At 71.4% G+C, this 25,074-nt stretch carries 27 protein-coding genes and 1 pseudogene; 24 read left to right on the top strand and 4 right to left on the bottom strand.

Annotation, left to right across the window (positions count from 1 at the left end; genetic code table 11):
- Position 1: 1 nt before the first annotated feature.
- The 5 genes from ABEA30_RS02635 to ABEA30_RS02655 all read left to right on the top strand — a co-directional run bounded on the left by ABEA30_RS02635 (position 2) and on the right by ABEA30_RS02655 (position 3,829).
- Entirely contained in the window at positions 2-241 is a 240-nt protein-coding gene (locus ABEA30_RS02635; protein WP_345578553.1) for a hypothetical protein, read from the top strand.
- A 70-nt stretch (positions 242-311) separates the two neighbouring features.
- Entirely contained in the window at positions 312-1,130 is an 819-nt protein-coding gene (locus tag ABEA30_RS02640) for a sigma-70 family RNA polymerase sigma factor (protein WP_345578556.1), read from the top strand.
- Between the two features lie 43 nt (positions 1,131-1,173).
- Positions 1,174-1,404, top strand: a complete 231-nt coding sequence (locus ABEA30_RS02645; protein ID WP_345578559.1) for a hypothetical protein — start codon at positions 1,174-1,176, stop codon at positions 1,402-1,404.
- A gap of 20 nt (positions 1,405-1,424) precedes the next feature.
- Positions 1,425-2,651: a phosphoribosylamine--glycine ligase gene (gene purD, locus ABEA30_RS02650; protein ID WP_345578562.1), complete on the top strand. Its 1,227-nt coding sequence runs from the start codon at positions 1,425-1,427 to the stop codon at positions 2,649-2,651.
- Between the two features lie 62 nt (positions 2,652-2,713).
- Positions 2,714-3,829 (top strand): DUF3048 domain-containing protein, encoded by a 1,116-nt coding sequence (locus tag ABEA30_RS02655; RefSeq protein ID WP_345578565.1) that lies wholly within the window; start codon positions 2,714-2,716, stop codon positions 3,827-3,829.
- Here ABEA30_RS02655 and ABEA30_RS02660 read toward each other — a convergent pair.
- Positions 3,822-5,786, bottom strand: coding sequence for an acyl-CoA dehydrogenase family protein (locus ABEA30_RS02660; protein WP_345578568.1), 1,965 nt, complete (start codon positions 5,784-5,786; stop codon positions 3,822-3,824). The genes ABEA30_RS02655 and ABEA30_RS02660 overlap by 8 nt on opposite strands.
- Positions 5,783-6,427, bottom strand: a complete 645-nt coding sequence (locus tag ABEA30_RS02665; RefSeq protein ID WP_345578571.1) for a TetR/AcrR family transcriptional regulator — start codon at positions 6,425-6,427, stop codon at positions 5,783-5,785. Before ABEA30_RS02665 ends, ABEA30_RS02660 begins: the two co-directional genes overlap by 4 nt.
- Positions 6,428-6,514: 87 nt before the next feature.
- Here ABEA30_RS02665 and ABEA30_RS02670 point away from each other — a divergent pair, with 87 nt between their 5' ends.
- From ABEA30_RS02670 to ABEA30_RS02740, 15 genes and pseudogenes are all read left to right on the top strand, one after another.
- Entirely contained in the window at positions 6,515-7,756 is a 1,242-nt protein-coding gene (locus ABEA30_RS02670) for an acetyl-CoA C-acetyltransferase (RefSeq protein ID WP_345578574.1), read from the top strand.
- 1 nt (position 7,757) lies between these two features.
- The gene (locus ABEA30_RS02675; RefSeq protein WP_345578577.1) at positions 7,758-9,143 is read left to right on the top strand and encodes a 3-oxoacyl-ACP reductase; all 1,386 of its coding nucleotides are present in this window, start codon (positions 7,758-7,760) and stop codon (positions 9,141-9,143) included.
- A gap of 1 nt (position 9,144) precedes the next feature.
- A complete protein-coding gene (locus ABEA30_RS02680) occupies positions 9,145-9,999 on the top strand; it encodes a MaoC family dehydratase (protein ID WP_345578835.1) in 855 nt (284 codons plus the stop codon).
- Positions 10,000-10,029: 30 nt separating this feature from the next.
- On the top strand, positions 10,030-11,460 hold the full coding sequence (purB, locus tag ABEA30_RS02685; protein ID WP_345578580.1) for an adenylosuccinate lyase: 1,431 nt from the start codon (positions 10,030-10,032) through the stop codon (positions 11,458-11,460).
- Positions 11,461-11,504: 44 nt separating this feature from the next.
- Complete coding sequence (locus ABEA30_RS02690) at positions 11,505-11,906, top strand: hypothetical protein (RefSeq protein WP_345578583.1); 402 nt, start codon at positions 11,505-11,507, stop codon at positions 11,904-11,906.
- Positions 11,907-11,999: 93 nt separating this feature from the next.
- Positions 12,000-13,667: a nitrite/sulfite reductase gene (locus ABEA30_RS02695; RefSeq protein ID WP_345578586.1), complete on the top strand. Its 1,668-nt coding sequence runs from the start codon at positions 12,000-12,002 to the stop codon at positions 13,665-13,667.
- Complete coding sequence (locus tag ABEA30_RS02700; RefSeq protein ID WP_345578589.1) at positions 13,664-14,380, top strand: phosphoadenylyl-sulfate reductase; 717 nt, start codon at positions 13,664-13,666, stop codon at positions 14,378-14,380. The genes ABEA30_RS02695 and ABEA30_RS02700 overlap by 4 nt, the downstream gene beginning before the upstream one ends.
- Positions 14,377-15,276, top strand: a complete 900-nt coding sequence (gene cysD / locus ABEA30_RS02705) for a sulfate adenylyltransferase subunit CysD (protein WP_345578592.1) — start codon at positions 14,377-14,379, stop codon at positions 15,274-15,276. The genes ABEA30_RS02700 and cysD overlap by 4 nt, the downstream gene beginning before the upstream one ends.
- On the top strand, positions 15,276-16,571 hold the full coding sequence (locus tag ABEA30_RS02710) for a sulfate adenylyltransferase subunit 1 (RefSeq protein WP_345578595.1): 1,296 nt from the start codon (positions 15,276-15,278) through the stop codon (positions 16,569-16,571). Before cysD ends, ABEA30_RS02710 begins: the two co-directional genes overlap by 1 nt.
- Positions 16,571-17,299, top strand: coding sequence for a sirohydrochlorin chelatase (locus tag ABEA30_RS02715; protein WP_345578598.1), 729 nt, complete (start codon positions 16,571-16,573; stop codon positions 17,297-17,299). The genes ABEA30_RS02710 and ABEA30_RS02715 overlap by 1 nt, the downstream gene beginning before the upstream one ends.
- Positions 17,300-17,370: 71 nt before the next feature.
- On the top strand, positions 17,371-17,643 hold the full coding sequence (locus ABEA30_RS02720; RefSeq protein ID WP_345578600.1) for an FAD-binding protein: 273 nt from the start codon (positions 17,371-17,373) through the stop codon (positions 17,641-17,643).
- Positions 17,547-18,263 carry an NAD(P)/FAD-dependent oxidoreductase gene (locus ABEA30_RS02725; RefSeq protein ID WP_345578603.1) on the top strand — a complete coding sequence of 239 codons (717 nt, stop codon included), beginning with the start codon at positions 17,547-17,549 and terminating at the stop codon, positions 18,261-18,263. Before ABEA30_RS02720 ends, ABEA30_RS02725 begins: the two co-directional genes overlap by 97 nt.
- A 17-nt stretch (positions 18,264-18,280) precedes the next feature.
- A pseudogene (locus ABEA30_RS02730) lies at positions 18,281-19,123 on the top strand (phosphoribosylaminoimidazolesuccinocarboxamide synthase); the annotation flags it as partial.
- 20 nt (positions 19,124-19,143) lie between these two features.
- Positions 19,144-20,241: a PLP-dependent cysteine synthase family protein gene (locus ABEA30_RS02735; protein ID WP_345578606.1), complete on the top strand. Its 1,098-nt coding sequence runs from the start codon at positions 19,144-19,146 to the stop codon at positions 20,239-20,241.
- Positions 20,242-20,268: 27 nt separating this feature from the next.
- Positions 20,269-21,120 carry an aminotransferase class IV gene (locus tag ABEA30_RS02740; protein ID WP_345578609.1) on the top strand — a complete coding sequence of 284 codons (852 nt, stop codon included), beginning with the start codon at positions 20,269-20,271 and terminating at the stop codon, positions 21,118-21,120.
- Here the strand turns inward: ABEA30_RS02740 and ABEA30_RS02745 are convergent.
- Positions 21,111-21,626 (bottom strand): glutamine amidotransferase, encoded by a 516-nt coding sequence (locus ABEA30_RS02745; protein ID WP_345578612.1) that lies wholly within the window; start codon positions 21,624-21,626, stop codon positions 21,111-21,113. The two genes, ABEA30_RS02740 and ABEA30_RS02745, sit on opposite strands and share 10 nt — an antisense overlap.
- Before the next feature lie 62 nt (positions 21,627-21,688).
- On the opposite strand from ABEA30_RS02745, the gene ABEA30_RS02750 reads away from it, so the two are divergent.
- Positions 21,689-22,306 carry a DNA-3-methyladenine glycosylase gene (locus ABEA30_RS02750; protein ID WP_345578615.1) on the top strand — a complete coding sequence of 206 codons (618 nt, stop codon included), beginning with the start codon at positions 21,689-21,691 and terminating at the stop codon, positions 22,304-22,306.
- 8 nt (positions 22,307-22,314) lie between these two features.
- Here ABEA30_RS02750 and ABEA30_RS02755 read toward each other — a convergent pair whose 3' ends face one another.
- Complete coding sequence (locus ABEA30_RS02755; RefSeq protein ID WP_345578618.1) at positions 22,315-23,487, bottom strand: pyridoxal phosphate-dependent aminotransferase; 1,173 nt, start codon at positions 23,485-23,487, stop codon at positions 22,315-22,317.
- Positions 23,488-23,572: 85 nt separating this feature from the next.
- Between ABEA30_RS02755 and ABEA30_RS02760 the strand changes: the two genes are divergently transcribed.
- From ABEA30_RS02760 to purQ, 3 genes are all read left to right on the top strand, one after another.
- Complete coding sequence (locus ABEA30_RS02760; RefSeq protein ID WP_345578621.1) at positions 23,573-24,073, top strand: hypothetical protein; 501 nt, start codon at positions 23,573-23,575, stop codon at positions 24,071-24,073.
- A gap of 81 nt (positions 24,074-24,154) precedes the next feature.
- On the top strand, positions 24,155-24,394 hold the full coding sequence (gene purS / locus ABEA30_RS02765) for a phosphoribosylformylglycinamidine synthase subunit PurS (protein WP_345578624.1): 240 nt from the start codon (positions 24,155-24,157) through the stop codon (positions 24,392-24,394).
- Positions 24,394-25,068: a phosphoribosylformylglycinamidine synthase subunit PurQ gene (gene purQ / locus ABEA30_RS02770; protein ID WP_345578627.1), complete on the top strand. Its 675-nt coding sequence runs from the start codon at positions 24,394-24,396 to the stop codon at positions 25,066-25,068. Before purS ends, purQ begins: the two co-directional genes overlap by 1 nt.
- Positions 25,069-25,074 lie beyond the last annotated feature (6 nt).

Consider the following 25,074-nt stretch of genomic DNA (forward strand, 5'->3'; position numbering starts at 1 on the left):
CGTGCGACTCAAGCCCCTCGTGGTCGCCCTGGTGGCGTTGCTCGCCGTGTTCATGGTGGGCACGGTGGTCATCGCGGTGACCCAGGAGCAGATCGGCTGGGGCTGGTGGTGGGCGGTGCCGCTGGGCGGTGCGTTCATCCTGGCGATCGTCGGCTTCCGCGTTCTCGTGCAGCGCTCCGCGGAGGCGGCCGAGCGGGCGGACGCCGAGCTGGACGCCCGGGAGCGTGGGCGCTCGGGTTAGCGAATCGCATGCCGCTCAATTGTCAGTCGGTGCGAATAGTGTCGTCCCCATCGAGTGAGGGGAGCGACGGATGCATCGCAGGACCGACGCCGACGGGCAGCTGTGCGCTGCCATCGAGGCGGGCGTCTACGCCAGACATTTGTTGGCCGAGGGGTGCCCGCGCCGCCCCCGGACGGACCTGGAGCGGGTCGCAGCCGCGGGCGCCCGGGCCATGGAGGAGTTGATCCAACGGCACCTGGGGCTGGCGCTGCGGGTGGCAGCGGCGCAGCCCAGCCCGCGGCTCCCGCTGGCGGACCGGGTCCAGGAGGCAGCGGCGGCGCTGGTGCGCGCGGCGGAGAAGTTCGACCACCGCAGGGGCAACAGGTTCGCCACCTATGCGGTGTGGTGGCTGCGGCAGGCCGTGCAACGGGCCGAGGCCGACCAGGCAGACCTGATCCGCATCCCCATCCACGTCGACGCCGCCTACCGTCGGGTCGCGTCGCTGTTCTCCGCCCAGGGCGAGGGCTGGCACGGCTTCGTGCGGGCCAACTCGCCCGCGCTGGAGGAGGAGGGTGCCCATCCCGACATGGTGCGCTGGCTGGCGGAGCTCCGGACGCCCGTCGGGCTCGAGTACTGCGCGCAGGAGGCGGCCGACGACGGCTGCTCGGTGACCGGCCCCGTCGAGGCCCGGGCACTGTGCCGACACCTGCTGGGCGGTGTCCGCTTCCATGACCCGCTGGCTGCGGAGGTCCTGCGCAGGCGGTTCGGTTTCACCGGGGAGCCGCAGTCGCTCGACCAGATCGCCGGGTCCCTGGGGCTCACCCGCCAGCGGGTGCGCCAACTGGAGAAGGAGGCCATCGGCCAGTTGCGCACCTTTGCGGGTGATGAAGGTGCGCCCCGTGATGCGTAGGGTCGGGGCATCACCTACCCGAGGAGGGGCCGTGCAACCGAGAATGAAGTGGCTCGTCATCGCCCTGGCGGTCGGCGCCGTCCTGTTCGCCGTCGGCTTCGCCATCGCGGCCTTCGCCGAGGGCGGCATCCCCTGGAACTGGTGGTGGGTCATCCCGGTCGGCGCCATGGTGCTGGTGGCCTATTTCGGGCTCCGCGTGGGCACGCAGAAGCACATCGAGGAGGACGTCGACCACGAGCCCATCAGGGACGACGAGACCCCGCCCGCGCTCTGAGGCCCACTAGGCTGTCCCGGGTGAAGATCCTCCTCCTGGGCTCCGGCGGCCGAGAGCATGCGCTCGGCCGCGCCCTCGTCGCCGATCCGTCCGTCACCGAACTGCACGCCGTGCCCGGCAACCCGGGCCTGGCCCGCATCGCCACGCTGCACACCGCAGACCCCGCCTCGCCCGAGGAGATGGTCGCGCTGGCGCAGCACCTCGGGGCAGGCCTCGTCGTGATCGGGCCCGAGGCGCCGCTGGTGGCGGGAGTCGCCGACGCGCTGCGCGAGGCCGGCATCGACACGTTCGGGCCCGGCCGGGCCGCGGCCGTCCTCGAAGGCTCCAAGGCCTTCGCGAAGGAGGTCATGGCCGCAGCCTGCGTGCCCACCGCAGAGGCACGCGTGTGCACCACCCGGGCGGAAGTCGAGGCGGCACTAGACCAGTTCGGCGCCCCCTACGTCGTGAAGGACGACGGTCTGGCCGCGGGCAAGGGCGTCGTGGTGACCAACGATCGTGACGAGGCCATCGCGCACGCCGAGAGCTGCGGACGCGTCGTCATCGAGGACTTCCTCGACGGCCCCGAGGCCTCGCTGTTCGCCATCTGCGACGGCGAACGCGCCCTCCCGCTGCTGCCCGCCCAGGACTACAAGCGGGTGGGCGACGACGACGAGGGACCCAACACCGGTGGCATGGGCGCCTACTGCCCGCTGCCCTGGGCCCCGGCAGACCTCACGCGGCAGGTGATGGACGAGGTGGTCAACCCCACGCTCGCCGAGATGCGCCGCCGCGGCACGCCGTTCGTGGGCCTCCTCTACGCCGGGTTGGCGCTGACGTCGAAGGGGCTGCGCATCGTCGAGTTCAACGTCCGCTTCGGTGACCCGGAGACCCAGGCGGTCCTGGCGCTGCTGAAGACCCCGCTGGCCGGCGTGTTGCGCGCCGCCGCCCGCGGTGAGCTCGACACCGTCGGCGAACTCGAGTGGCGCGACGGCGCCGCGCTCGTCGTCGTCCGGGCCGCGGCCGGCTACCCGGGGGTGCCCGCAGCCGGCGGTGCCATCACGCTGCCCTCCGACGAGGACGACGCCTACGTGCTGCACGCGGGCACGCGCCTCGAGGACGGGCAGCTCGTCGCAGCCGGTGGCCGCGTGCTCGGCGTCGTCGGCAGGGGAGCCGACGTCGACGCTGCCCGGGCCAATGCCTACGGGCTCCTGGCCCGCATCGACTATGCCGATGGGTTCAGCCGCACCGACATCGGCATCCCGCACTGAAACCGCCCGTCGCCGCTGGGCTACCATGGGGCGACTTTGCATCAGACCCAAGGGGACAGTCGATGACGACGCGACGACACGTACTTCTCGGCCTGCTCGGCGGCACCGCCGGTGCCCTGGCGGGTTGCGCGGGGGAGGAGCCCGTCGTCGTGGCGCCCTCACCGAGCCCCTCGCCGTCGAGGAAGCCCTCGCGGAAGCCGTCGCCCACGCCCAGCCCGTCGCCGACCCCCGTCACGAGGGCGCCGCTGACGTGGCTGCCCGTCGACGACGCCGCCACGCTGCTCGGCCCCGCCGTCGCGCTCAAGGTGCCCAACCTCAAGCAGGAGAACCCGCAGACCGCCGGGTTCGCCGACGCGGACCTGTGGTTCTGCCAGCCCAACGGCGACTCCTACACGCGCCTCGTCCCGGTGTTCCACAGCCGGTACCCGGACGCGGTCGGGCCCATCCGGTCGATGCGGCCGGTCGACGTCCCCCTGCTCAGCCCCCTCGGGGCGGTGCTGGGCAACACGGGCGCCGCCGAATGGGTGATGAACTACGTCAAGGCCCACGACGAGAACCTCGAGCGCATGACCTACCTCGAGTGGCGTGACAAGGGGGCCTTCAGCGTCGACCGCTCGCGCATCTACAAGGCCAACGGCAAGAGCCAGTTCGACCGCGCGATCATGGCCCACCCCGCCGAGATGGCGAAGCTGGCCGAGCGGATGACCGCGCCGCCGCCCGCCGACTACCTGCCGTTCGTGGCCGACCCCGCGCGGTCGTCGACGGCGGTGGGCAGCGCCGGCTCGAAGGTGTCGGTCCCGTACGGCAGGGACTTCGCGATGAGCTACGAGTACGACCCGGGCACCAACACCTACGCCCGGCACCAGCCGTGGGGCCCGCACGTGGTCGAGGGCGACACGCAGCTGGTCTGCGACAACGTGCTGGTCATCCAGGCCAAGTGGTGGATGGACAAGATCTGGAAGGGCGGCGGCGCGGCTGATCCCGTCGTCGACATCATCGACAGCAGCGGCCCGTTCTTCTACCTCCAGGGCGGCAAGGCGGTCACCGGCACGTGGACCAAGGGTGCCATGGCGGAGAAGTTCACCTTCACGCTGGCGGGCGGCAAGCCCCTCGCCATGGCTCCCGGACGCACGTGGGTGGAGTTGCCACACACGCGCTCCGAGATCGCGATCAGCTGACCCTGCGCAGCTCCCGCTCGTCGCTGACCGGCTCTGCGGACTCGATGATCGGCGGCACGGCCCGGCGGGGATGGACCAGCCACTCCTGCGGGACGCCCAGGCCCTCGGCCAACGCCAGCGACTGCGGGCGCAGTTCGCCGCACAGCGCGTCGACGGCGGACGTGATGGCCTTGCTGCGCCTGGCGTCGAACGCCTCGTGCTCGAGGAACCAGGCCCGGTTCGCCTCGATGGTGGCCAGGGCATACAGGTCGCACACCTTGATCAGCAGCGCCTTGACGTAGTCGTCGGAGCACTCGTCGATGCCTTCGACGAACGCCTCCAGCACCACGCGGTCGACGTGGGCCTTGGCCGCCTCGATCATGTGCGGCTGGCAGGCGTTGATGGCGTCGAACGACTTCTCCCTGGCCGCGGCCCGCATGCGCTGCGCGAGGCCCTCGACGACGTGGCGCTCCCGGTACTCGAACATCTCGACGTGCCAGCCCCGGGCGCGGAGCTGTTCGGATTCGGACTTGCGCTTGGCCGTGGCCACCAGCCGGTCGATCGCCGAGCGGGCGGTGGTGCGCTCCAGGAAGCGGCTGCCGAGCAGCTTGGCCGTCTTCTGGGCGGTGCCGGCCAGGTCCATGTCGCCCCAGGTCGACTTGTAGTCGAGCAGCAGGGCCTTGGCCACCAACTGCAGCAGGACGGTGTTGTCGCCCTCGAACGTGGCAAAGATGTCGGCGTCCTGCCGCGCCATCGTGATGCCGTTGTCCGACATGTAGCCGGCGCCGCCGCAGGACTCGCGGCACTCCTGCAGGGTGTCGTTGGCCCAGCGGGTGAGCACCGACTTCATGCCCGCGGCGCGGGTCTCCAACTCGCGGGCGGCCTGCGCGTCCCTGCCCTGGTCGTCCATGATCCGCTGCAGCTGCAGTGCGATCTCGTTCTGGGCGAATCCGTAGGCGTAGGCGCGGGCGACGTGGGGGAGCAGCCTGCGCTGGTGCTGCAGATAGTCCATCAGGGGGATCTCCTCGCCCAACCCCGGCTGGCGGAACTGGCGGCGACGGTTGGCGTGCTGGACCGCGATCGACAGGGCCTTGCGGGCGGCCGACGCCGCACCGCCGCCCACGCAGATGCGCCCACGCACCAGCGTGCCCAGCATCGTGAAGAAGCGGGCGTTCTTGGACTCGATGGCCGAGTGGTAGGTGCCGTCCTCGTCGACGCCGCCGTAGCGGTCCAGCAGCATCTCGCGTGGCACCCGCACGTGCTCGAAGGAGAGGGTGCCGTTGTCGACGCCGAGCAGGCCGCCCTTGTGGCCGTGGTCGCCGATGGTCACCCCGGGCATGGCCTTGCCCTGCTCGTCGCGGATCGGGACGAGGGCCACGTGCACGCCGTGGTGTTCGCCGGCCACCCACAGCTGCCCGAAGACGGCCGCCATGCGGCCGTGGCTGGCGGCGTTGCCGATGTAGGCCTTCGCCGCCGTCGGGGTGGGGGAGTGCACGACGAACTCGCCGGCGTCCGGGTCCCACGTGATCGAGGTCTCGATCGACTGCACGTCGGACCCGTGGCCCAGCTCCGTCATCGCGAAGCAGCCCGGCAGCGACGCGTCGATGGCACCCGGGAGGAACGTCTCGTGGTGCCACTGGGTGCCGAGGTTGGTGATGGCGCCGCCGAACAGGCCGTGCTGGACGCCGGACTTGATGACCAGTGAGAGGTCTCCCATCGCCAGCATCTCGAAGTTCGCCACGGACTCGGCCGCGTTGCCGGTGCCGCCCTGGGCGGCCGGGAAGCCGGCGGTGACGAAGTTGCGGCGGGCGAGGACGGTGAGCTTGTCGAGCGCCCACTCGCGGGCCTCCTCCATCGACAGGTCGGTGGCGCGCACCACGTCGTCGGCGCCGACCTCGTCGCGCCACCGCTGCTTCTGCGTGTGGAAGGGGCCGTCCAGCGCGCGGCGCAGGCCTTCGCCGGTGGGGGTGATGGTCATGGGGTGTCACTCCTTTGTGCTTGTTGTGCCTCGAAGGCGGGGCGGAAGAACTGGTCGATGTAGGCCACGACGTCGGCCCGGGGGCGGCGCAGGTTGGTGACGATCCACCGGTCGGCGACGGCCCAGATGTAGCCGACGGCGCCGTGGGCCCAGATGTTGGCGGGATCCTCACTCAGCCCCTCGCGGCGAAGCCAGGCCCGCATGGAGTCGGCCACCTGGTCACCGATCCGGGCCGTGATGGACCCCACCGGATCCGAGGTGGGGGTGTCGCCGGTGGGCCGGGAGGTCACGAAGAAGTAGAGGTTGCGGTCCCGTTCGACGACGGCGAGGTAGGCGTCGGCCACCTGCGAGACCAGGTCCGCAGGGTGGAGGTGGTCGCCCTCGGCGAGCGGCAGCTTGCGCAGGATGAACGCGTGGACGGAGGCGACCACCGCCTGGTAGAGGCCCGCCTTGTCACCGAAGTGGCGGTAGAGGACGGTCTTGGAGGTGCCCGCCATGGCGGCGATCTCGTCCATCCCGACGCCCGGGCCGTGCGCCCGGATGGCCTTCACGGCGCCCTCGACCAGCACGCGCCGTCGCTGGGCGTTGTGCTCCTCCCAGCGCGCCGCGCGGCCGTCGACGGCGTGCTCCACCTTGTTCATGTGACTGACAGTACCCGAAACTCATCGTACCTGCTACCCTCGGTCACAGATAACTTTCCCTGGTCGAGCTCAACGGAGGATCTCCCCATGAACCCACGTACCGCGGTGGTGGTCGGCGGCAACCGCACCCCCTTCGTCAAGGCGGGCGGCAAGTATGCCGTGGCCTCCGCACAGGATCTGTTGACGGCGGCGCTCGACGGGCTCGTCGCCCGTTTCGGCCTGGCCGGGCAGAAGGTCGACGAGGTGGTGGCCGGCGCCGTCCTCAAGCACACGCGCGACTTCAACCTGACGCGCGAGGCCGTGCTGGGCTCGGCGCTGTCACCGTTGACCCCGGCGTGTGACCTGCAGCAGGCGTGCGCCACCGGCCTCGAGGCCGTGGTCTACGCCTCCAACAAGATCCGCCTGGGGCAGGCGGACGTCGCCATCGCGGGCGGCGTGGACTCCGCGTCGGACGCGCCCATCGTCGTGACCGAACCGCTGCGCAAGGCACTGCTGGCCCTCAACCGGGCGCGCAGCGTGCCGCAGAAGCTCGCAGCCATCGCCGGCATCCGCCCTGCAGACCTCGTGCCGGTGCCGCCCGCCGTCGTGGAGCCCCGCACCGGGCTGAGCATGGGGGAGTCCCAGGCGCTGACCACGAAGAAGTGGGGCATCAGCCGCGAGGCACAGGACGAACTGGCCCTCCACTCCCACCAGCGCCTGGCCGCGGCCTGGGACGAGGGATTCTTCGACGACCTCGTCACCCCCTACCTCAAGGTGGCCCGTGACGGCATCCTGCGCGCCGACACCACCATGGAGGCCCTCGGCAAGCTCCGCACGGTCTTCGGCAAGGACGACCCCACCATGACCGCGGGCAACTCCACGGCGCTCACCGATGGTGCCGCACTGGTGCTGCTGGCCGAGGAGGAACATGCCCGGGCCAAGGGCTGGCCGGTGCTGGCCAAGGTGGTCGACGCGCAGGTGGCGGCGTCGGACTACGTCACCGGGACCGACGACCTGCTGATGGCGCCGGCGCGCGCCATCCCCGAGCTGCTGCGGCGCAACGGGTTGTCGTTGCAGGACTTCGACTTCTACGAGTTCCACGAGGCATTCGCCTCGACGGTGCTGGCCACCCTCGCGTCGCTCGAGGAACAGGGCTTGGGCGCAGTGGACCGCGCCAAGCTCAACGAGAAGGGCTCCTCGCTGGCGGCCGGACACCCGTTCGCCGCCACGGGCGGCCGCATCACGGCGTCGCTGGCGAAGATGCTGGCGGCGAAGGGGCCCGGCTCGCGCGGCCTCATCTCGATCTGCGCGGCCGGCGGCCAGGGCATCGTCGCGATTCTGGAGGCATGACATGGACGCACTGGAGATGATCTACGGCACCCCTGCAGGCAAGTTCGTCGCCCGCAAGCTCGGCCTGACGGACCCGCCCCGGCTGCGGCGCGGGCGCACCATGCCCACCGGGCCGGTGGTGCTGGCGGAACTCGACGGCGGGGGAGTGGCCCGCGAGACGCTCGCGCTGCTGGGCGTGACCCCCGGCCAGCCCCTCGTCGACGTGGCGGCCAACCGCACGCCGGACGAGAGGGGCAGGCAGCAGCCGCCGCGCTACCAGTCCAAGCCGGGTGCGCTCGTCATCGACGCCACCGCGGTGCGGGAGATCACCCAGCTCGAGAAGGTGCGCCAGGTGCTGCGCCCGGTGATGCGGGGCCTCGAGGCCTCCGGCCGCGTCATCATCCTCGCCACGGATGCGGCTGACGTCGAGGGGCTGGAGGCCAAGGCGGTGGCCCAGGCGCTCGACGGCATCAACCGCACCGTCGGCAAGGAACTGCGCGCGGGCTCCACGTCCAACCTCGTCTTCCTGCGCAGCGGCGCCGGCGCCGCAGACCTCGCCTCGACGCTGTCGTTCCTGCTGGAGGGGCGCTCGGCGTTCGTCTCGGGCCAGGCCTGGCGCGTCGGGCGGGCGAAGGTCGCCCACGAGCTGAGCGACCGCCCGTTCGAGGGGCGCACCGTGGTGGTGACCGGCGCGGCCCGCGGCATCGGCGCCGCCATCGCCCGCACGTTCGCGCGTGACGGCGCGCACGTGGTCGCCGTCGACATCCCGGCCGCGGGCGACGCGCTGGCGCGGGTGGCCAACGAGATCAAGGGCTCGGCGCTGCAACTCGACATCACGGCCCCCGACGCGGGCGCGCGCATCGCGCAGCACGTCGCCTCGCGCGCTGCCGGCGAGACCATCTGGGCCATCGTGCACAACGCCGGCATCACGCGCGACCGCATGCTGGCCAACCTCGACGAGAAGCTGTGGGGCTCCGTGCTCGACGTCAACCTCGCCGCCGAGATGCGCATCAACGACCACCTCCTCCACCACGACGTGCCCGGCGGGTTCGGCCAGGAGGCCCGCATCGTCGGCATCGCGTCCACGTCCGGCGTGGCCGGCAACAAGGGCCAGACCAACTACGCCGCCTCCAAGGCCGGCGTGATGGGGCTGGTGTGGGCGATGCGCGACGAGTTGCGGGACCGGCCGATCACGACGAATGCGGTGGCGCCCGGCTTCATCGAGACCGAGATGACGGCGGCCATCCCGTTCGTGCAGCGCGAGATCTTCCGACGCACGAACTCGCTCGGCCAGGGCGGGCAGCCCGTGGACGTGGCCGAGACGCTCGCCTACCTGTGCGGGCCTGCCTCAGGCGGCGTCGACGGCCAGGTGGTGCGCGTGTGCGGCCAGAACCTGGTGGGTGCCTGACATGGGCCGCGACGTGGTGGAACTGCGTGAGCTGCCAGACGTGAACAAGCTGCTGCTCAAGGCGCTGGCCGGGGCCGTCACCAAGAAGGGCCGCCGCGCCAGGCTGCCCGACAGGTCCATGCTCGTGATGGGGCACGAGCAGAGCCTCCGTGGGCTGGCCGAGTACTGCAAGGTGACCGGCTTCACGCTGCGCGACACGGTCCCGGCCACGTGGCTGCACGTGCAGACCTTCCCCATGCAGGCGGCGCTGATGGCGCAGGACGACTTCCCGTTCTCCCTGGCCGGGCTGGTGCACGTCAGCAACCGGATGCGCCTGCACCGCCCGGTCCGCGTGGGGGAGGGGCTGCGCATGGCGGTGCGTACCGAGCACCTCGCCGCGCACGCCAAGGGCGCGGTGTTCGACATGGTGGGCGAGATCCACGTCGGCGACGACCTGGCCTGGAGCGGCAGCTCCACCTACCTGGCCACCGGCGCGCGCGTCGAGGGCGAGCCGGCCGACGCGCTGCGCCTGACCGCGCCGCAGGAGGCGCCGTCGCAGCAGTGGCGGCTGCCTGCAGACCTCGGGCGCCAGTACGCGAGGGTGTCCGGCGACTCGAACCCCATCCACCTGTACCCGCTCACGGCCAGGCTGTTCGGCTTCCCGCGGCCCATCATCCACGGCATGTGGACGCATGCCCGGGCGTTGGCCGCGCTGGGGGGTCGGCTCCCCGAGACCTACGAGGTGCAGGTGCAGTTCGCCAAGCCCATCCTGCTGCCGGGCAAGGTCGGCTTCGCCGCCGCCGGGCAGGACGGCTCGTGGCGGTTCGCCGTCGTCAACAGGGAGGGCAAGCCGCATCTGGTCGGCGAGGTCAGCTGAGGGGTGCGCGCAACGATAGGATTACGCGCCATGAGCGTCCCCAATGTGCTGGCCAACCGTTACGCGTCCACCCAGATGCGTCAGATCTGGGCACCGGAGGCCAAGATCGTCGCCGAGCGGAAGCTGTGGCTTGCCGTGCTGCGCGCCCAGCGCGACCTCGGCGTCGACTTCGGCGGAGCGGACGCCGACGAGGTCATCGCCGCCTATGAGCGTGTCGTCGACCAGGTGGACCTCGCCTCGATCGACGAGCGCGAGCGGGTCACGCGCCACGACGTCAAGGCGCGCATCGAGGAGTTCAACGCGCTGGCGGGCTTCGAGCACATCCACAAGGGCATGACGTCGCGTGACCTCACCGAGAACATCGAGCAGCTGCAGGTGCTCGACTCGCTGCGCCTCGTCCGCGTGCGCGTGGTCGCGTCCCTGGCCGAACTGGCGCGCCTGGCCACGCAGTACGCCGACCAGCCGCTCACCGGCCGCTCGCACAACGTCGCCGCGCAGCTCACCACGCTCGGCAAGCGCTTCGCCACCGCCGCCGACGAGCTGCTCGTCGCCCTGGACCGCCTCGACGACCTCATCGCGCGCTACCCGGCCCGCGGCATCAAGGGCCCGGTGGGCACGGCGCAGGACATGCTGGACCTCCTCGGCGGCGACGCCGACAAGCTGGCCGAGCTCGAACGCCGCATCGCCGACGAGCTGGGCTTCGGCGCCGTGTTCACGTCCACGGGCCAGGTCTACCCCCGCTCGCTCGACTACGACGCCGTCACCGCCCTCGCGCAGGTCGCGGCGGCACCGTCGAACGTGGCCACCACCATCCGCCTCATGGCCGGCATCGAGTTGGTCACCGAGGGTTTCAAGGAGGGCCAGGTGGGCTCGTCGGCGATGCCGCACAAGATGAACACCCGCTCGTGCGAGCGCGTCAACGGCCTGGCAGTGGTCGTGCGCGGCTACGTCTCGATGGTGGGCGAGCTCGCCGGCGACCAGTGGAACGAGGGCGACGTGTCCTGCTCCGTGGTGCGCCGCGTCGCGCTCCCGGATGCGTTCTTCGCGCTCGACGGGCTGTTCGAGACCTTCCTGACGGTGCTGGCAGACTTCGGCGCCTTCCCCGCAGTCATCGAGGCGGAACTCGAGCGCTACCTGCCGTTCCTCACCACCACCAAGGTGCTGATGGCGGCGGTGCGCAAGGGCGTTGGCCGCGAGGTGGCGCACGAGGCCATCAAGGAACACGCCGTGGCCGTGGCGCTCGACCTGCGCAAGGGCGCCCGCAGCAACGACCTCCTCGACCGGCTCGCCTCCGACGAGCGGCTCGGCCTGACGCGTGAGGAGCTGGGCTCCCTGGTGGTCAGCCCCCTGGAACTGGCCGGCACCGCGCAGGCACAGGTGGCCCGCATCGCCGCCCGGGTCGACGAGGTCGTCGCCGCAGACCCCGAGGCCGCCGCCTACCGCCCCGGCGCCGTGCTCTGAGGCTGCTCCGGGCCGATGACCCCGCCGCCTAGTTCAATGGCGGCATGCTGCGCAGCAACGAGAGAGGGCTGTCGCTGTCCGTGTGGACGGCGGTGGCCCTCCCCGCGTTCATCGTCACCATCGGGCTCGGCGTCGACTTCGCCGGGCACGCCGCCGCGGAGCAGGAGGCCCGGGAGATCGCCGCGCAGGCCGCCCGTGCCGCCGTGCACCAGGTGACGCTCACCGACGCCGGCCCCATGCTCGACGTCGGAGCCGGCAGGCGCGTCGCCCTGCGCTACGCCGAGGCGGCCGGTTACAGCGCCGACGTCAGGCTCACGCAAGCCACGGGCGCGACCGTCACGGTCCGCGGCACCCACCCCACGGCGTTCCTCGGCCTCATCGGCATCCGCGGCATCCCCGTCGAGGGTGAGGGGACCGCCCGTGGCCTACCGGTGACACGTAGTTGAAGAATTGACATGTTCGCTGGAGGCGATGTGGGGACTATCTGGTCCTGACCCCCGGTTGTGTCGGGGTGACACGGCCCTAGAGAAGGACCCCCCATGACTGATGTGGCAGCGCGGCCCAAGCGCGTTCAGGTGACTGGCGCGTGGGCGGACGGCGACAAGACCCCGCTCAACGCGAACGAGGAGTTCAAGCAGGCCGACGACGGCCTCAACGTCCGGCAGCGGATCATCGACGTGTACTCGAAGCAGGGCTTCGCGTCGATCCCCGCCGACGACCTCAGGGGCCGCATGCGCTGGTGGGGCCTCTACACGCAGCGCAAGGAGGGCATCGACGGTGGCCAGACCGCCACGCTCGCCCCGGAGGAGCTGGACGCCGAGTTCTTCATGATGCGGGTGCGCTCCGACGGTGGCGCCCTGTCCAACGAGCAGCTCCGCGTGATCGCCGGTGTCTCCAGCGAGTTCGCCCGCGACACCGCCGACATCTCGGACCGCCAGAACATCCAGCTGCACTGGATCCGGATCGAGGACGTGCCGGAGATCTGGAGCCGCCTCGAGGCCGTCGGGCTGTCCACCACCGAGGCGTGCGGCGACGTCCCGCGCGTCATCCTCGGCTCGCCGGTGGCCGGCATCGCCGCCAACGAGCTGGTCGACGGCACCCCGGCCGTCCGCGAGATCCTCGAGCGCTACATCGGCAACCCCGAGTTCTCGAACCTTCCCCGCAAGTACAAGACCGCCATCTCCGGCAACCCGGTGCTCGACATCGTGCACGAGGCCAACGACATCTCGTTCGTCGGCGTCGTGCACCCGGAGCACGGCCCCGGCTTCGACCTGTGGGTCGGTGGTGGCCTGTCGGTCAACCCGATCTTCGCCCAGCGACTCGGCGCGTGGGTCTCGCTCGACGAGATCCCGGAGGTGTGGGCCGGCGTCACGTCGATCTTCCGCGACTACGGCTACCGCCGCCTCCGCAACAAGGCACGCCTCAAGTTCCTCATGTCGGACTGGGGCCCTGAGAAGTTCCGCAGGGTCCTGGAGGACGAGTACCTCCACCGCACGCTGGCCGACGGGCCGGCGCCCGACGCGTCGGAGGCGCGTCGCGACCACATCGGCGTCCACCCGCAGAACGACGGCCTGTTCTGGGTGGGCGTGGCGCCCATCGCGGGCCGCGTCTCCGGCAGCCGCCTCAAGCGCATCGCCGACCTGGCAGAGCAGTTCGGCTCGGGTCGCGTCCGCCTCACCCCGCACCAGAAGCTGCTGGTCCTCGACGTGCCGGCGGAGAACACCGAGGCCCTCGTCGCGGCGCTCAACCCGCTCGACCTGCAGGCCCGCCCCTCGGAGTTCCGGCGCGGCGTGATGGCCTGCACCGGCATCGAGTACTGCAAGCTCGCCCTCGTCGAGACGAAGGCGCGCGCCCGGCTGGTCGTCGAGGAGCTCGAGGCCCGGCTGCCCGACTTCGACGTGCCGTTCACCATCCACGTCAACGGGTGCCCCAACGCCTGCGCCCGCACGCAGGTGGCAGACGTGGGCCTCAAGGGCATGGTCCAGCAGGACGCCGACGGCAACCTCACCGAGATCTTCCAGGTGCACCTGGGCGGCGGCCTGGGCTTCGAGCCGCAGCTCGCCCGCAAGACCCGCGCGCTGAAGGTGGCGGCGGAGGACCTGCCCGACTACATCGAGCGCCTCGCCCGCACGTTCCTCGCGCAGCGCGTCGACGGCGAATCCTTCCGCCAGTGGGCGCACCGGGCCGACGAGGACGACCTGCGATGACGCTCCTCGACACCGCCGCCGAGGCCCAGGCCCGCTTCGCCGCCCTCGAGGCCGAGGAGCGGTTCCAGGGGCACCTTGGCCGGGTCGCGCTGACCCGGGAGGTGCTCATCTGGGCGTCGGAGACCTTCGGCGACGACGTGACCGCCGCGTCGTCGATGGGCGACGAGGTGCTCGTCGAGCTGATCGCGCAGAGCGCACCCCAGCTCGACGTGTTCTTCCTCGACACCGGCTTCCACTTCCGCGAGACGCTGGAGACCCGAGACCACTACGCCGGTCGCGTGCGCCTGCGCACGGTGCTCCCGCTGCTGTCGGTCTCGGAGCAGGCCGCGCAGCACGGGCCCGCGCTCTACGCGACCAACCCCGACCAGTGCTGCGCCATCCGCAAGGTGGAGCCGCTGGAGCGGGCCATCAGCGGTCGCAGCGCCTGGGTGACGGGGATGCGCCGAGTGGACGCGCCCACCCGCACCGACATCACGTTGGTGGGCTGGGACGCGAAGCGGCAGATGGTCAAGATCAACCCCATCGCCGCCTGGACCGACGAGGACGTGGAGCGCTTCGCGTTCGAGGAGGAGGTCCACCTCAACCCACTGCGCCAGAAGGGCTACCCGTCGATCGGTTGTGAGCCCTGCACCCGGCCGGTCGCGGCCGGTGAGGACCCCAGGGCCGGCCGATGGTCGGGCAAGAACAAGACGGAATGCGGACTGCACACATGAGCTACATCCTCAGTCACCTCGACCACCTCGAGTCGGAGGCCATCCACATCTTCCGCGAGGTCGCGGGCGAATTCGAGCGCCCGGTGATCCTGTTCAGCGGCGGCAAGGACTCCGTCGTCATGCTGCACCTGGCGCTCAAGGCCTTCGCGCCGGCGCCGTTGCCGTTCGCGCTGCTGCACGTCGACACCGGGCACAACTTCCCCGAGGTGCTCGACTACCGCGACCGCACCGTCGAGCGCATCGGTGCCCGCCTCCACGTGGCCAAGGTGCAGGACTACATCGACGACGGCCGGCTGCGCGAACGCGCCGACGGCACCCGCAACCCGCTGCAGACCGTGCCGCTGCTCGACGCGATCGAGAAGGGCCGGTTCGACGCGGTGTTCGGCGGCGGCCGGCGCGACGAGGAGAAGGCCCGGGCCAAGGAGCGCGTCTTCTCGCTGCGCGACGCGTTCGGCGCCTGGGACCCGCGCCGCCAGCGCCCCGAGCTGTGGGACCTGTACAACGGCCGCCACGCGCCCGGTGAGCACGTGCGCGTGTTCCCGTTGTCGAACTGGACCGAACTGGACGTGTGGCGCTACATCGAGCGCGAGGACATCGAGCTGCCCAGCCTGTACTACGCCCACCGTCGCGAGCTGTTCCAGCGCGACGGCATGTGGCTGGCCCCCGGCGACTGGGGCGGCCCGAGGAACGGCGAGACGGTCGAGACCCGCCTGGTGCGGTACCGCACCGTCGGCGACATGAGCTGCACCGGCGCGGTGGAATCGGAGGCCGCGCAGGTGGCCGAGGTGATCCTCGAGGTGGCCGCCTCCCGCATCACCGAGCGCGGGGCCACCCGCGCCGACGACCGGCTCTCCGAGGCCGCGATGGAAGACCGCAAGAAGCAGGGGTATTTCTGATGAGCACGCACGACCTCCTCCGCCTGGCGACGGCGGGCTCCGTCGACGACGGCAAGTCCACCCTCGTCGGCCGGCTGCTGTACGACACCAAGTCGGTGCTGGCGGACCAGCTCGAGGCCGTCGACCGGGTCTCCCGCGAGCGCGGCCTCGAGGGGCCGGACCTGGCGCTGCTGACCGACGGCCTGCGCGCCGAACGCGAGCAGGGCATCACGATCGACGTGGCGTACCGCTACTTCTCCACGGCCAACCGCTCCTACGTGCTGGCCGACACCCCCGGTCACGTGCAGTACACCCGCAACATGGTCACGGGTGCCTCGACGGCGGAGTTGGCGCTGATCCTCGTCGACGCGCGCCACGGCGTCGTCGAGCAGACCCGCCGCCACCTGGCCGTCACGGGCCTGCTGGGCGTGCGGCACGTCGCGATCGCCGTCAACAAGATGGATCTCGTCGACTGGGACCAGGCGCGCTTCGACGACATCGTCGCCGACGCCCGCAAGGTGGCCGCCCGCTTCGACATCGACGACGTGCTGGCGGTGCCGCTGTCGGCGCTGCTGGGCGACAACGTCGTCGAGCGCTCCGCCAACACGCCGTGGTACTCGGGCCCGACGCTGCTGGAGCACCTCGAGTCGGTGCCGGTGGGCACTGATCCGGCCACGCAGCCGTTGCGGCTGCCGGTGCAGGCCGTGCTGCGCCCGCAGTCCGACGACCACCGCGACTACCGCGGCTACGCCGGCCGCATCTCCGCCGGCGTGGTGCGGGTCGGTGACGAGGTCGCCGTCCTGCCTTCGGGCCGCCGCTCGCGCGTCATCGGCATCGACCAGGGCCAGGCCGACGGTTCCGTCCGGGAACTGACCGAGGCGTTCGCGCCGCAGTCGGTCACCGTGCGCCTGGCCGACGACATCGACATCTCCCGTGGTGACCTGCTCGCCTCCGCGGAGGAGCCCGGCCACGTGACCCGTTCGGTCAGCGGCATGGTGTGCGTGCTGTCGGAGCGGCCCGTGCGTCCCCGTGACCGCGTGCTCCTGCGCGCCGGCACCCGCACCGTCCGCGCCCTGGTGGAGGAGATCCTGGACCAGCTCGACATCGAGGCCGTCGAGTACGCGCGCGCCCCGCAGCAGCTCGAGCTCAACGACATCGGCCGCGTGCGGATCCGCCTCGCCGACGACCTGCCCATCGACGACTACCACGAGCTGCGCCGCACCGGGGCGTTCCTGCTGATCGACGACGCCGACGGCGCCACCCTCGCCGCCGGGATGGCCGACGCGCCCGACCGCTACGCCGGGGCGTCGATCTGATGGACATCGTCCTCATCGCGCACGGCTCGCCGGACCCGCGCCACGCGGCGGCGGTGGAGCGGATCGCCGGGGCGGTGCGCCTCCGAGAGCCGGGCCGAACGGTGCACACCGCCTACCTGGACCACCACGGACCGAGCATCGACGACGTGGCCGCCGCGCTCGCCGGCCGGCCCGCCGTCGCCGCTCCCGTGCTGCTGACGAGGGCGTACCACGCACGCGTGGACATCCCGGCGGCCGCCCGGGCGCTCGGCGCCCACGGCTCGGCGATCACGCTCGCGCCGCCGCTGGGCCCCGATTCGCGGCTCCTGAACGCCTGCGAGGAGGTGCTCGCCCAGGCGGGCGTGCTGCCCGACCCCGACACCGCGGTGCTGGTGTTCGTGGCCGGCTCGTCGGACCGCCCCGCCGTCACCGCCGTCGCCGAGACCATCGCGGCCTCGCCCCGGCTGGGCTGGGGCCGCTGGGCCGTGGCTGCGCTCGACGGCGGCGACGCCGTCGAGGAGGTGGTGCCACGGCTCCAGGCGGACGCGGAGCGGGTGGTCGCCGTCAGCTTCATGGTGGCCGAGGGCCTGCTGCGCGACCGCATGGTGGACCGCTGCGCCAACCTCCGCGTCGGCATGGTGCCCGGCGCACTGGGCGACACCGAGGCGTTCGTCGACCTGCTGGTGGCGCGCGCAGCGGGCGACGTCGACGTGACGGTGTTGCCCGAGCCCTCGAGGGTGGCGGCCTAGGCTCACCGGGCCGCGCAGAAAGTAGCCCGGAAACCCTTGCGGTGGCGACGCCCTGCCAGTGGACTGGGCGCATGAGCGACTTCGACGTGATCGTGGCGGGTGGCGGCGTGGCCGGCCTGCAGACATCCCTCATGCTGGGCCGCGCGCTGCGCCGCGTCCTGGTGATCGACGGCGGGCAGCCGCGCAACAGGTTCGCGGCCCACGGGAGGAGGTCGCCCAGCACGGCGTCGAGGTGCGCCGCGCGACGGTGGCCCGCGCAGACCTGGCGGACCCGGGCGTCCGCGTCACCCTCGACGACGGTGATGAACTCTCGGCACGGGCGCTCGTCGTCGCTTCAGGCATGACGGACAAGCTCCCCGACGTGCCGGGGCTTGCCGAGCGGTGGGGCAGCAGCGTCCTGCACTGCCCCTACTGCCATGGCTGGGAGGTGCGCGGCCAACGGCTGGGCGTCCTGGCCAGTTCCCCCATGGACGCCCACCGGGCCACGCTGATCCGCCAATGGAGTGAGCACATCGTGTTCTTCGCCGCTGCCGCGCACGGCGTGGACGATCGGGACGCGGCCCGGCTCCGGTCCCGCGGGGTCGAACTGGTGACCAGCCCGGTGACGGAGGTACTGGGGGAGGGCACGTCGACGAGTGGGGTGCGGCTGGAGGACGGCAGCGTCGTGGAGGTCGACGCCTTGTTCACCGGTGGCGAGCCGGTGCCGCACGACCGGTTCGTCCGGCACCTGGGGCTGGAGCGCGCGGAGTCGCCGATGGGGAGCTTCCTCAAGGTCGACGCCGTGGGGGCCACCAGTTCCGGGCGGATCTGGGCCGTCGGCAACGTGGTCAATCCCGCCGCCACCGTCGCCATGTCGATGGGCGCGGCCGCCATGACCGGCGGCGCCGTCAACATGGCCCTCGTGGAGGAGGACTTCGATCACGCGATGGCCGACGGGCCCGGGATTGGTACGCTCACCCGGTGAGTCAGTACGGGCACCTCCTGAACCTTCCCCTCCGGCACGCGGGCAAGGTCCGCGAGTTGTACGACGTCGAGGTCGACGGCGTGCCGAGCATCCTGATGGTCGCCACCGACAACATCTCGGCCTACGACCACGTGCTGAGCACGCTCATCCCCGACAAGGGCGCCATCCTGACTCAGTTGTCGCTGTGGTGGTTCGGCCAGTTGGAGGACCTCGTCGACAACCACGTGGTCTCCACCGACGTGCCCGAGGCCGTCGCCGGGCGCGCCACCCTGGTGGAATCCCTGGACATGGTCGAGGTGGAGTGCGTCGCCCGCGGCTACCTCACCGGATCGGGTTGGAGCGAGTACCAGGAGTCGCGCACGGTGTGCGGCGTGCCGCTGCCCGAGGGTCTGCGCGACGGCGACAAGCTGCCCGAGCCCATCTTCACGCCGGCCATCAAGGCCCCCATGGGCGAGCACGACATGAACGTCGACTACGCCACCATCGCCGGCATCCACGGCGAGGAACTCGCTTCGCAGCTCCGCGACCTGACGCTGAGGATCTACGCCCGAGCCGCCGAGATCGCCGCTGGGCGGGGCATCATCCTGGCCGACACCAAGTTCGAGTTCGGCCGCCGCGCCGACGGCACCCTGGTGCTGGCCGACGAGGTGCTCACCCCTGATTCGTCGCGCTTCTGGGACGCGGGACTCTGGGCGCCGGGGGAGTCGCTGCCGAGCTTCGACAAGCAGTACGTGCGCGACTGGCTGGCCAAGGAGTCCGGCTGGGACAAGGCCTCCGACACGCCTCCGCCGGCGTTGCCCGACGAGGTCGTCCAGGCCACCCGTAGCCGCTACCTCGAGGCGTACCGCCGCCTGACGGGCTCGGAGTTCGAGGCCCGCTGATGACCGGCGGCCAGGACATCGACCGCTCGGACGCGGCGGACCGCGCCTGGGTGCACGATGCCATCCGCAAGGTGGAGGCCGACGCCAACCGCTCCGCCGACACGCACCTGCTGAGGCTGCCGTTGCGGGCCTATCCCGGCGTCGACATCTACCTCAAGGACGAGTCGACGCACCCCACCGGCTCGCTCAAGCACCGGCTGGCGCGTTCGCTGTTCCTGTTCGCGCTGTGCAACGGCGAGATCCACGAGCACACCACCGTCATCGAGTCCTCGAGCGGTTCCACGGCGGTGAGCGAGGCGTACTTCGCGCGCCTGCTCGGGCTGAGGTTCATCGCGGTCATCCCCCGAGGCACCAGCGAGGAGAAGATCGGGCTGATCGAGCGCGCGGGCGGCGCCTGCCACCTCGTCGACGACCCGACGGCGATCTCGGACGAGGCGGCCCGCCTGGCGCGGGAGACCGGAGGCCACTACCTCGACCAGTTCACGCACGCCGAGCGGGTCACCGACTGGCGCGGGAACAACAACATCGCCGACTCGATCTTCTCCCAGCTCCACCTCGAGCGGCACCCCGTCCCTGCGTGGATCGTGGTGAGCGCGGGCACCGGCGGCACGGCCGCCACCATCGGCCGCTACGTGCGGTACCGCCGCCACGACACCAGGCTCGCGGTGGCGGACCCGGAGTTCTCCGCGTTCCTGCCCGGCTGGCGCGACCACGACCCCCACACCCACACGGACCGCGGCTCCCGCATCGAGGGCATCGGCCGCAGCAGGGTTGAGCCCAGCTTCGTGCCCGGCGTGGTGGACCGGATGATCGCCGTGCCCGACGGGGCCTCCGTCGCGATGGCCCGCGCCGCCGCCGGCGTCCTCGGCCGCACCGTCGGGCCCTCCACGGGCACCAACCTGTGGGGCACCCTGCAGATCGCCCGCCAGATGCACGAGGCGGGGGAGGGCGGCAGCATCGTGTCGCTGATCTGCGACTCGGGCGAGCGCTACGCCGCAACCTACGGCCACGACGACTGGCTCGCCGAGCACGGGATAGACGCCCAGCCGTACCGGCAGCAGGCCGAGGACCTCCTCGGCCAGACCGGCCCCGCCTGAGCACCGGGCGCGCGTAGAGTGCCAGCCATGGCTATCCGCATGGTTGCACTCCTCGACGGCACGCTCGTCGACCCCGCCCAGCCCATCGTCCGTGCCGACGACCAAGGCGTCGTCCGCGGCGACGGCGTGTTCGACGCCCTGCTCGCAGCCGACGGCGTCGCGCTGCACGTCGACGAACACCTGGCCCGGCTGGCCACGTCCGCCAGGATCCTGCACCTCCCGGAGCCGGACGCCGACGGTTACCGCCGTGCGATCGACGCAGTGCTCGCCGCCTGGGACTGGGAGTCCGACCGCGAGGCCGTGCTGCGGCTCATCATGACCCGGGGCGCGGAGGGCATCGAGGAGCCCAACGGCTGGGTCATGGCCGCCCCGATGGACGAGCGCACGCTGCGCGAGCGCCGCGACGGCGTCCGGGTGCTGATGCTCGACCGTGGCTTCGAGGGGTCCGGCATCGTCGACCTGCCGTGGCTGCTGCCCGGGGCCAAGTCGCTGAGCTACGGCATCAACATGGCCGCCCGCCGCTACGCCATCGCCAACGGCGCCGACGACGTCATCTTCGTGACGCCGTCCGGCGGCATCCTCGAGGGGCCCACCTCCAGCGTGGTGCTGGACCTCGACGGCGTGCTGGTCACCCCGCCGCTCGACGGGATCCTGCGCTCCATCACGATCGCCGAACTGCTCGAGAAGGCCCCGGAGGCGGGGCTGGAGGTGGAGATGCGGGCCATCACCGTCGACGACCTGTGGCGTGCCCGTGGCGCCTGGCTGCTGTCCAGCGGCCGCCTCGCCGTGCGCATCACGCACGCCGACGGCCGCGAGCTGCCGATCTCCCCGCTCGACGGGGACGTGTGCCGCCTACTGGGGATGCCCGCTCACTCGTAGCAACCGGAGGAGCGTCGGATCACGAGCACCGGTTCGAGCACCACCCGCTCGTGCTCATGCTGCGGATTGGTGACGTGGTCGATCAGCAACCGTGCGGCCGTCTCGCCCATCTCCCGGGTCGGCTGGCGGACCGAGGTCAGGGGCACGATCCAGTTGGCCGCGAAGTCCACGTCGTCGTAGCCGACGAGGGCCACGTCGGAGGGGATCCTGAGTCGGTTGGGCGCGCGACGTCCCTCCTCGAAGACGACGGGCGGCAGCAGCAGCGTGTTGGCGCCCACATCGGAGAGGATCACCACGTCGTAGGCGTCGAGTTCCTCGAGGGTGAGGGGGAAGTGGGCCGCGACGTCATGGGAGCGAAGGTGCGTGACGTCATGTCCTTCGGCGGCCAGCGCCGCCAGGAGCTCGGCGCAGCCGATGAGTACCTGCGTGTGGGGAAACACGTCGTACCCCTTGTGGTCGTCCACCGCGCTGACCCAGGACTCACCTGCCAGCAGCACCCTGCTCATCTTGCCTCCGCTCGTCGTTGAACTCCCGACCAAGGCTAGCCCAGCCACGTAGAGTCGGAGGGGTGCTGGTTCCCCGCGACACCTCCTTCACGCAACTCGACCCCGGCGCGCTGGCGGCGCTCGACCTGGTGGCCACCGAGGCCCGGCGACTGCTGGGCGCACACCTCACCGTCGAACGCGAACCGGGGGCTGTGACGCTGCGCATCACGGAGGTGGAGGCGTACGCCGGGCCGCACGACCCCGCATCGCACGCCTACCGCGGCCCCAACACCCGCAACGCGGCGATGTTCGGCCCGCCCTGGCACGCCTACGTCTACCGGCACATGGGGCTGCACACCTGCTTCAACGTCAAGGTCGGCCCGGCGGGCACGGCCACCGGCGTCCTGGTCCGGGCCGGCGAGGTCGTCGAGGGGGTCGAGATCGCGCGCGCCCGCCGGGCCGCGAAGGGCCGCACGCGCACCGACCATGACCTGGCTGCGGGGCCCGCGAGGCTCACGGTCGCGCTGGGCATCACCCTCGACGACACCGGTGCCCCGCTCGACGGGTCCACCGGGCTGCTGCTCGTCCCACGGCAAGGGCCGGCCCCCGTCACGGTGTCGGGCCCGCGCGTGGGCATCAGCGTCGCGACCGACTACCCGTTGCGCTTCTCCATCGCAGACGACCCCACGGTGTCACGCTGAGCGCTGCCTCAGCGCTGGAAGTCCACGATGCGCTCGATCGCCGCACTGATCGCCGGCGCGCCCGCGGCGAACGACAACCGCACCGTGCGGTCGCCCAGCACGGTGTCGAAGTCACGCCCGGGGGTGACGGCCACCCCGGCACCGTCGAGCAGGGCCGCCGCGTACGCGCCGGAGGTGCCCCAGCGTTCCAGCTGCGGCCCGAGGTTGGCGTAGTAGTAGAAGGCACCGTCGGCCGGCGCGGTCACACCCCAGCCGAGACGCGGCTCGGCTGCCAGCAGCAAATCGCGTGCCTCGGCGAACCCCGCGACGGCCGCGTCGCACTCGGCGTAGGACTCGTCGGTGAACGCCTCGAGCGCAGCGTACTGGGCAGGCGCCGGCGGGCAGAGGGCGAGGTTGCCGGCCAAGGCATCGACGGCGGCGGCCAGGTCGGCGGGCAGCAGCAGCCAGCCGATCCGCCACCCCGTCATGCCCCAGTACTTCGAGAACGAACTCACGACGACCGAACTGGTGCCCATCTCCCACGCCGAGGTGCCGCGATCCACGCCCACCGGGTAGGTGACGCCGTGGTAGATCTCGTCGCTGATCAGGCGCACCCCCTCCGCCTCGCACCAGGCCACCAGTGCCGCCAGCTCGGCGCGGCTCACCATGGTGCCCGTCGGGTTGGCGGGCGAGGCGAGGATCACACCCTGCAACGGCCGCCGGCCGTGCACCTCAGCCAGCTGTGCCACCGTCGGCTGGAACCGTACGTCGGGGCCGCACTCGACGTCGACCACCTCGCACCCCAGCGAGGTGAGGATGTTGCGGTACGCCGGGTAGCCGGGGCGCGCCAACGCCACGCGGTCGCCGGCCTCGAAGGCCGCGAGGAACGCCAGCAGGAAGCCGCCGGAGGAACCCGTGGTGACCGCCACCTGGGCGGGATCGACGGACAGCCCGTACCAGCGGCGGTAGTGCTCGGCGAGTGCCTCCCGCAGCGGCCAGATGCCCAGGGCGGACGTGTAGCCGAACACTCGCCCGGACGCATGCAGGGCGGCGGCCGCCTCGTTGACGGCGCTGGGTGCGCCACCGGCGGGCTCGCCCGCGCACAGCGAGATCACGTCGCGCCCGGCCGCCCGCATCGTCGCCACCTGGTCCAGGACGGTCATGACCTCGAACGGCGGCACGGCGGAGCGGAGGGACGGCATGCAACTGAGCGTATCGCGCGCGCATCTTAGGCTGTTATTGTGAGCCACTGGTGGATTTCACCTCGTGTCGTTCTTGGGGGGCAAGATGAACACACCTGAAGACGTCGTCGTATTGGCGCCGCCGCAATTCCTCGAGTTGTTGGCGTCCGGGGAAGAGGGCCGGCTCGTGCTGGGCCTGATGGGGATCACGCCTGAGGAACTCCCGCTGACGCAGGTGTTCTCGTCCTCGCGTGCCCGTCTGGCGGAGCATCGCCTTGCGTCGACGGTGGCCGCGGCCACCGAACACCTCCAGATCGTCGCGCCGGTAGGCGGGACGGCCCGGACGGTCTTCGCGTTCCGCCACGGCGACACCTGTGCGGTGTTCCGGGTGGGGGCCGACGACACCCTGGGGCACACGTGCACGGTCGCCGAGGCCGCGGTGCTGCTCGACGAGACCATCGAGTGCCTGATGGGCGCACACGTCGACTGGAGCGTGGCGTGGCACTCCGACGACGCGATGCACCAGGTCGACGTCAACCCCGACGGCACCGTCCAGGGTGAGCCACAGGTGAGCCTCGAGGAACTCCTGACGGCCTTCGCCGCCTGATCCACGCACGGGGACGGCCCACATGTCGGGCGGCACCGGAGACCTTGGGGTCGCCCGGCGCCTTTCCGGTACGCTGCACCTATGCCACGCGTCGTTGTCAACGTCATGCCCAAGCCCGAGATCCTCGATCCCCAGGGCAAGGCCGTCACCGGTGCCCTGCAGCGTCTTGGCTTCCACGGGATGTCAGTGCGCCAGGGCAAGCGCTTCGAGATCGAGGTGGACGGGGACGTCACGCCCGAGGTCCTCGAGCAGATCGGGCAGGCGGCCGAGACCCTGCTGGCCAACACCGTCATCGAGTCCTTCGACGTGGTGAACGACTGATGACCCGCATCGGCGTCGTCACGTTCCCGGGGTCGCTCGACGACCACGACGCGCTCCGCGCGGTGCAGCTGACCGGCGCGGAGGCCGTGCCGCTGTGGCACGGCTCCGATTCGATCGACGGCGTCGACGCCATCATCCTGCCCGGCGGCTTCTCCTACGGCGACTACCTGCGCTGCGGTGCCATCGCGCGCTTCAGCCCCATCATGGACACCGTCATCGACGCCGCGCACAAGGGCATGCCGGTCCTCGGCATCTGCAACGGCTTCCAGCTGCTGTGCGAGGCCCACCTGCTCGAGGGTGCGATGATCCGCAACGCCGGCCAGCAGTTCATCTGCCGCGACGAGCGGCTGCGCGTCGAGACCATCGACACCGTCTGGACCGCGGCCTTCGCCAAGGGCGACGAGATCACGATCGTGCTGAAGAACGGTGAGGGCAACTACCAGGCCAGCCCCGAGACGCTGCGCAAGCTGGAGGACAACGACCAGGTCGTGTTCCGCTACCTGGACAACCCCAACGGCTCCGCCAACGACATCGCCGGCATCACCAACGAGCGCGGCAACGTCGTCGGCCTCATGCCGCACCCGGAGCACAACGTCGAGCCCCTCACGTCGCCGACCACCGACGGCGCGAAGTTCTTCGAGTCGGTCATCGGCTTCCTCGGCGCCCGCGTCTGACGCGAA

Origin of the sequence: Tessaracoccus lubricantis, from assembly GCF_039544535.1 — a bacterium.
GTDB lineage: Bacteria > Actinomycetota > Actinomycetes > Propionibacteriales > Propionibacteriaceae > Arachnia > Arachnia lubricantis.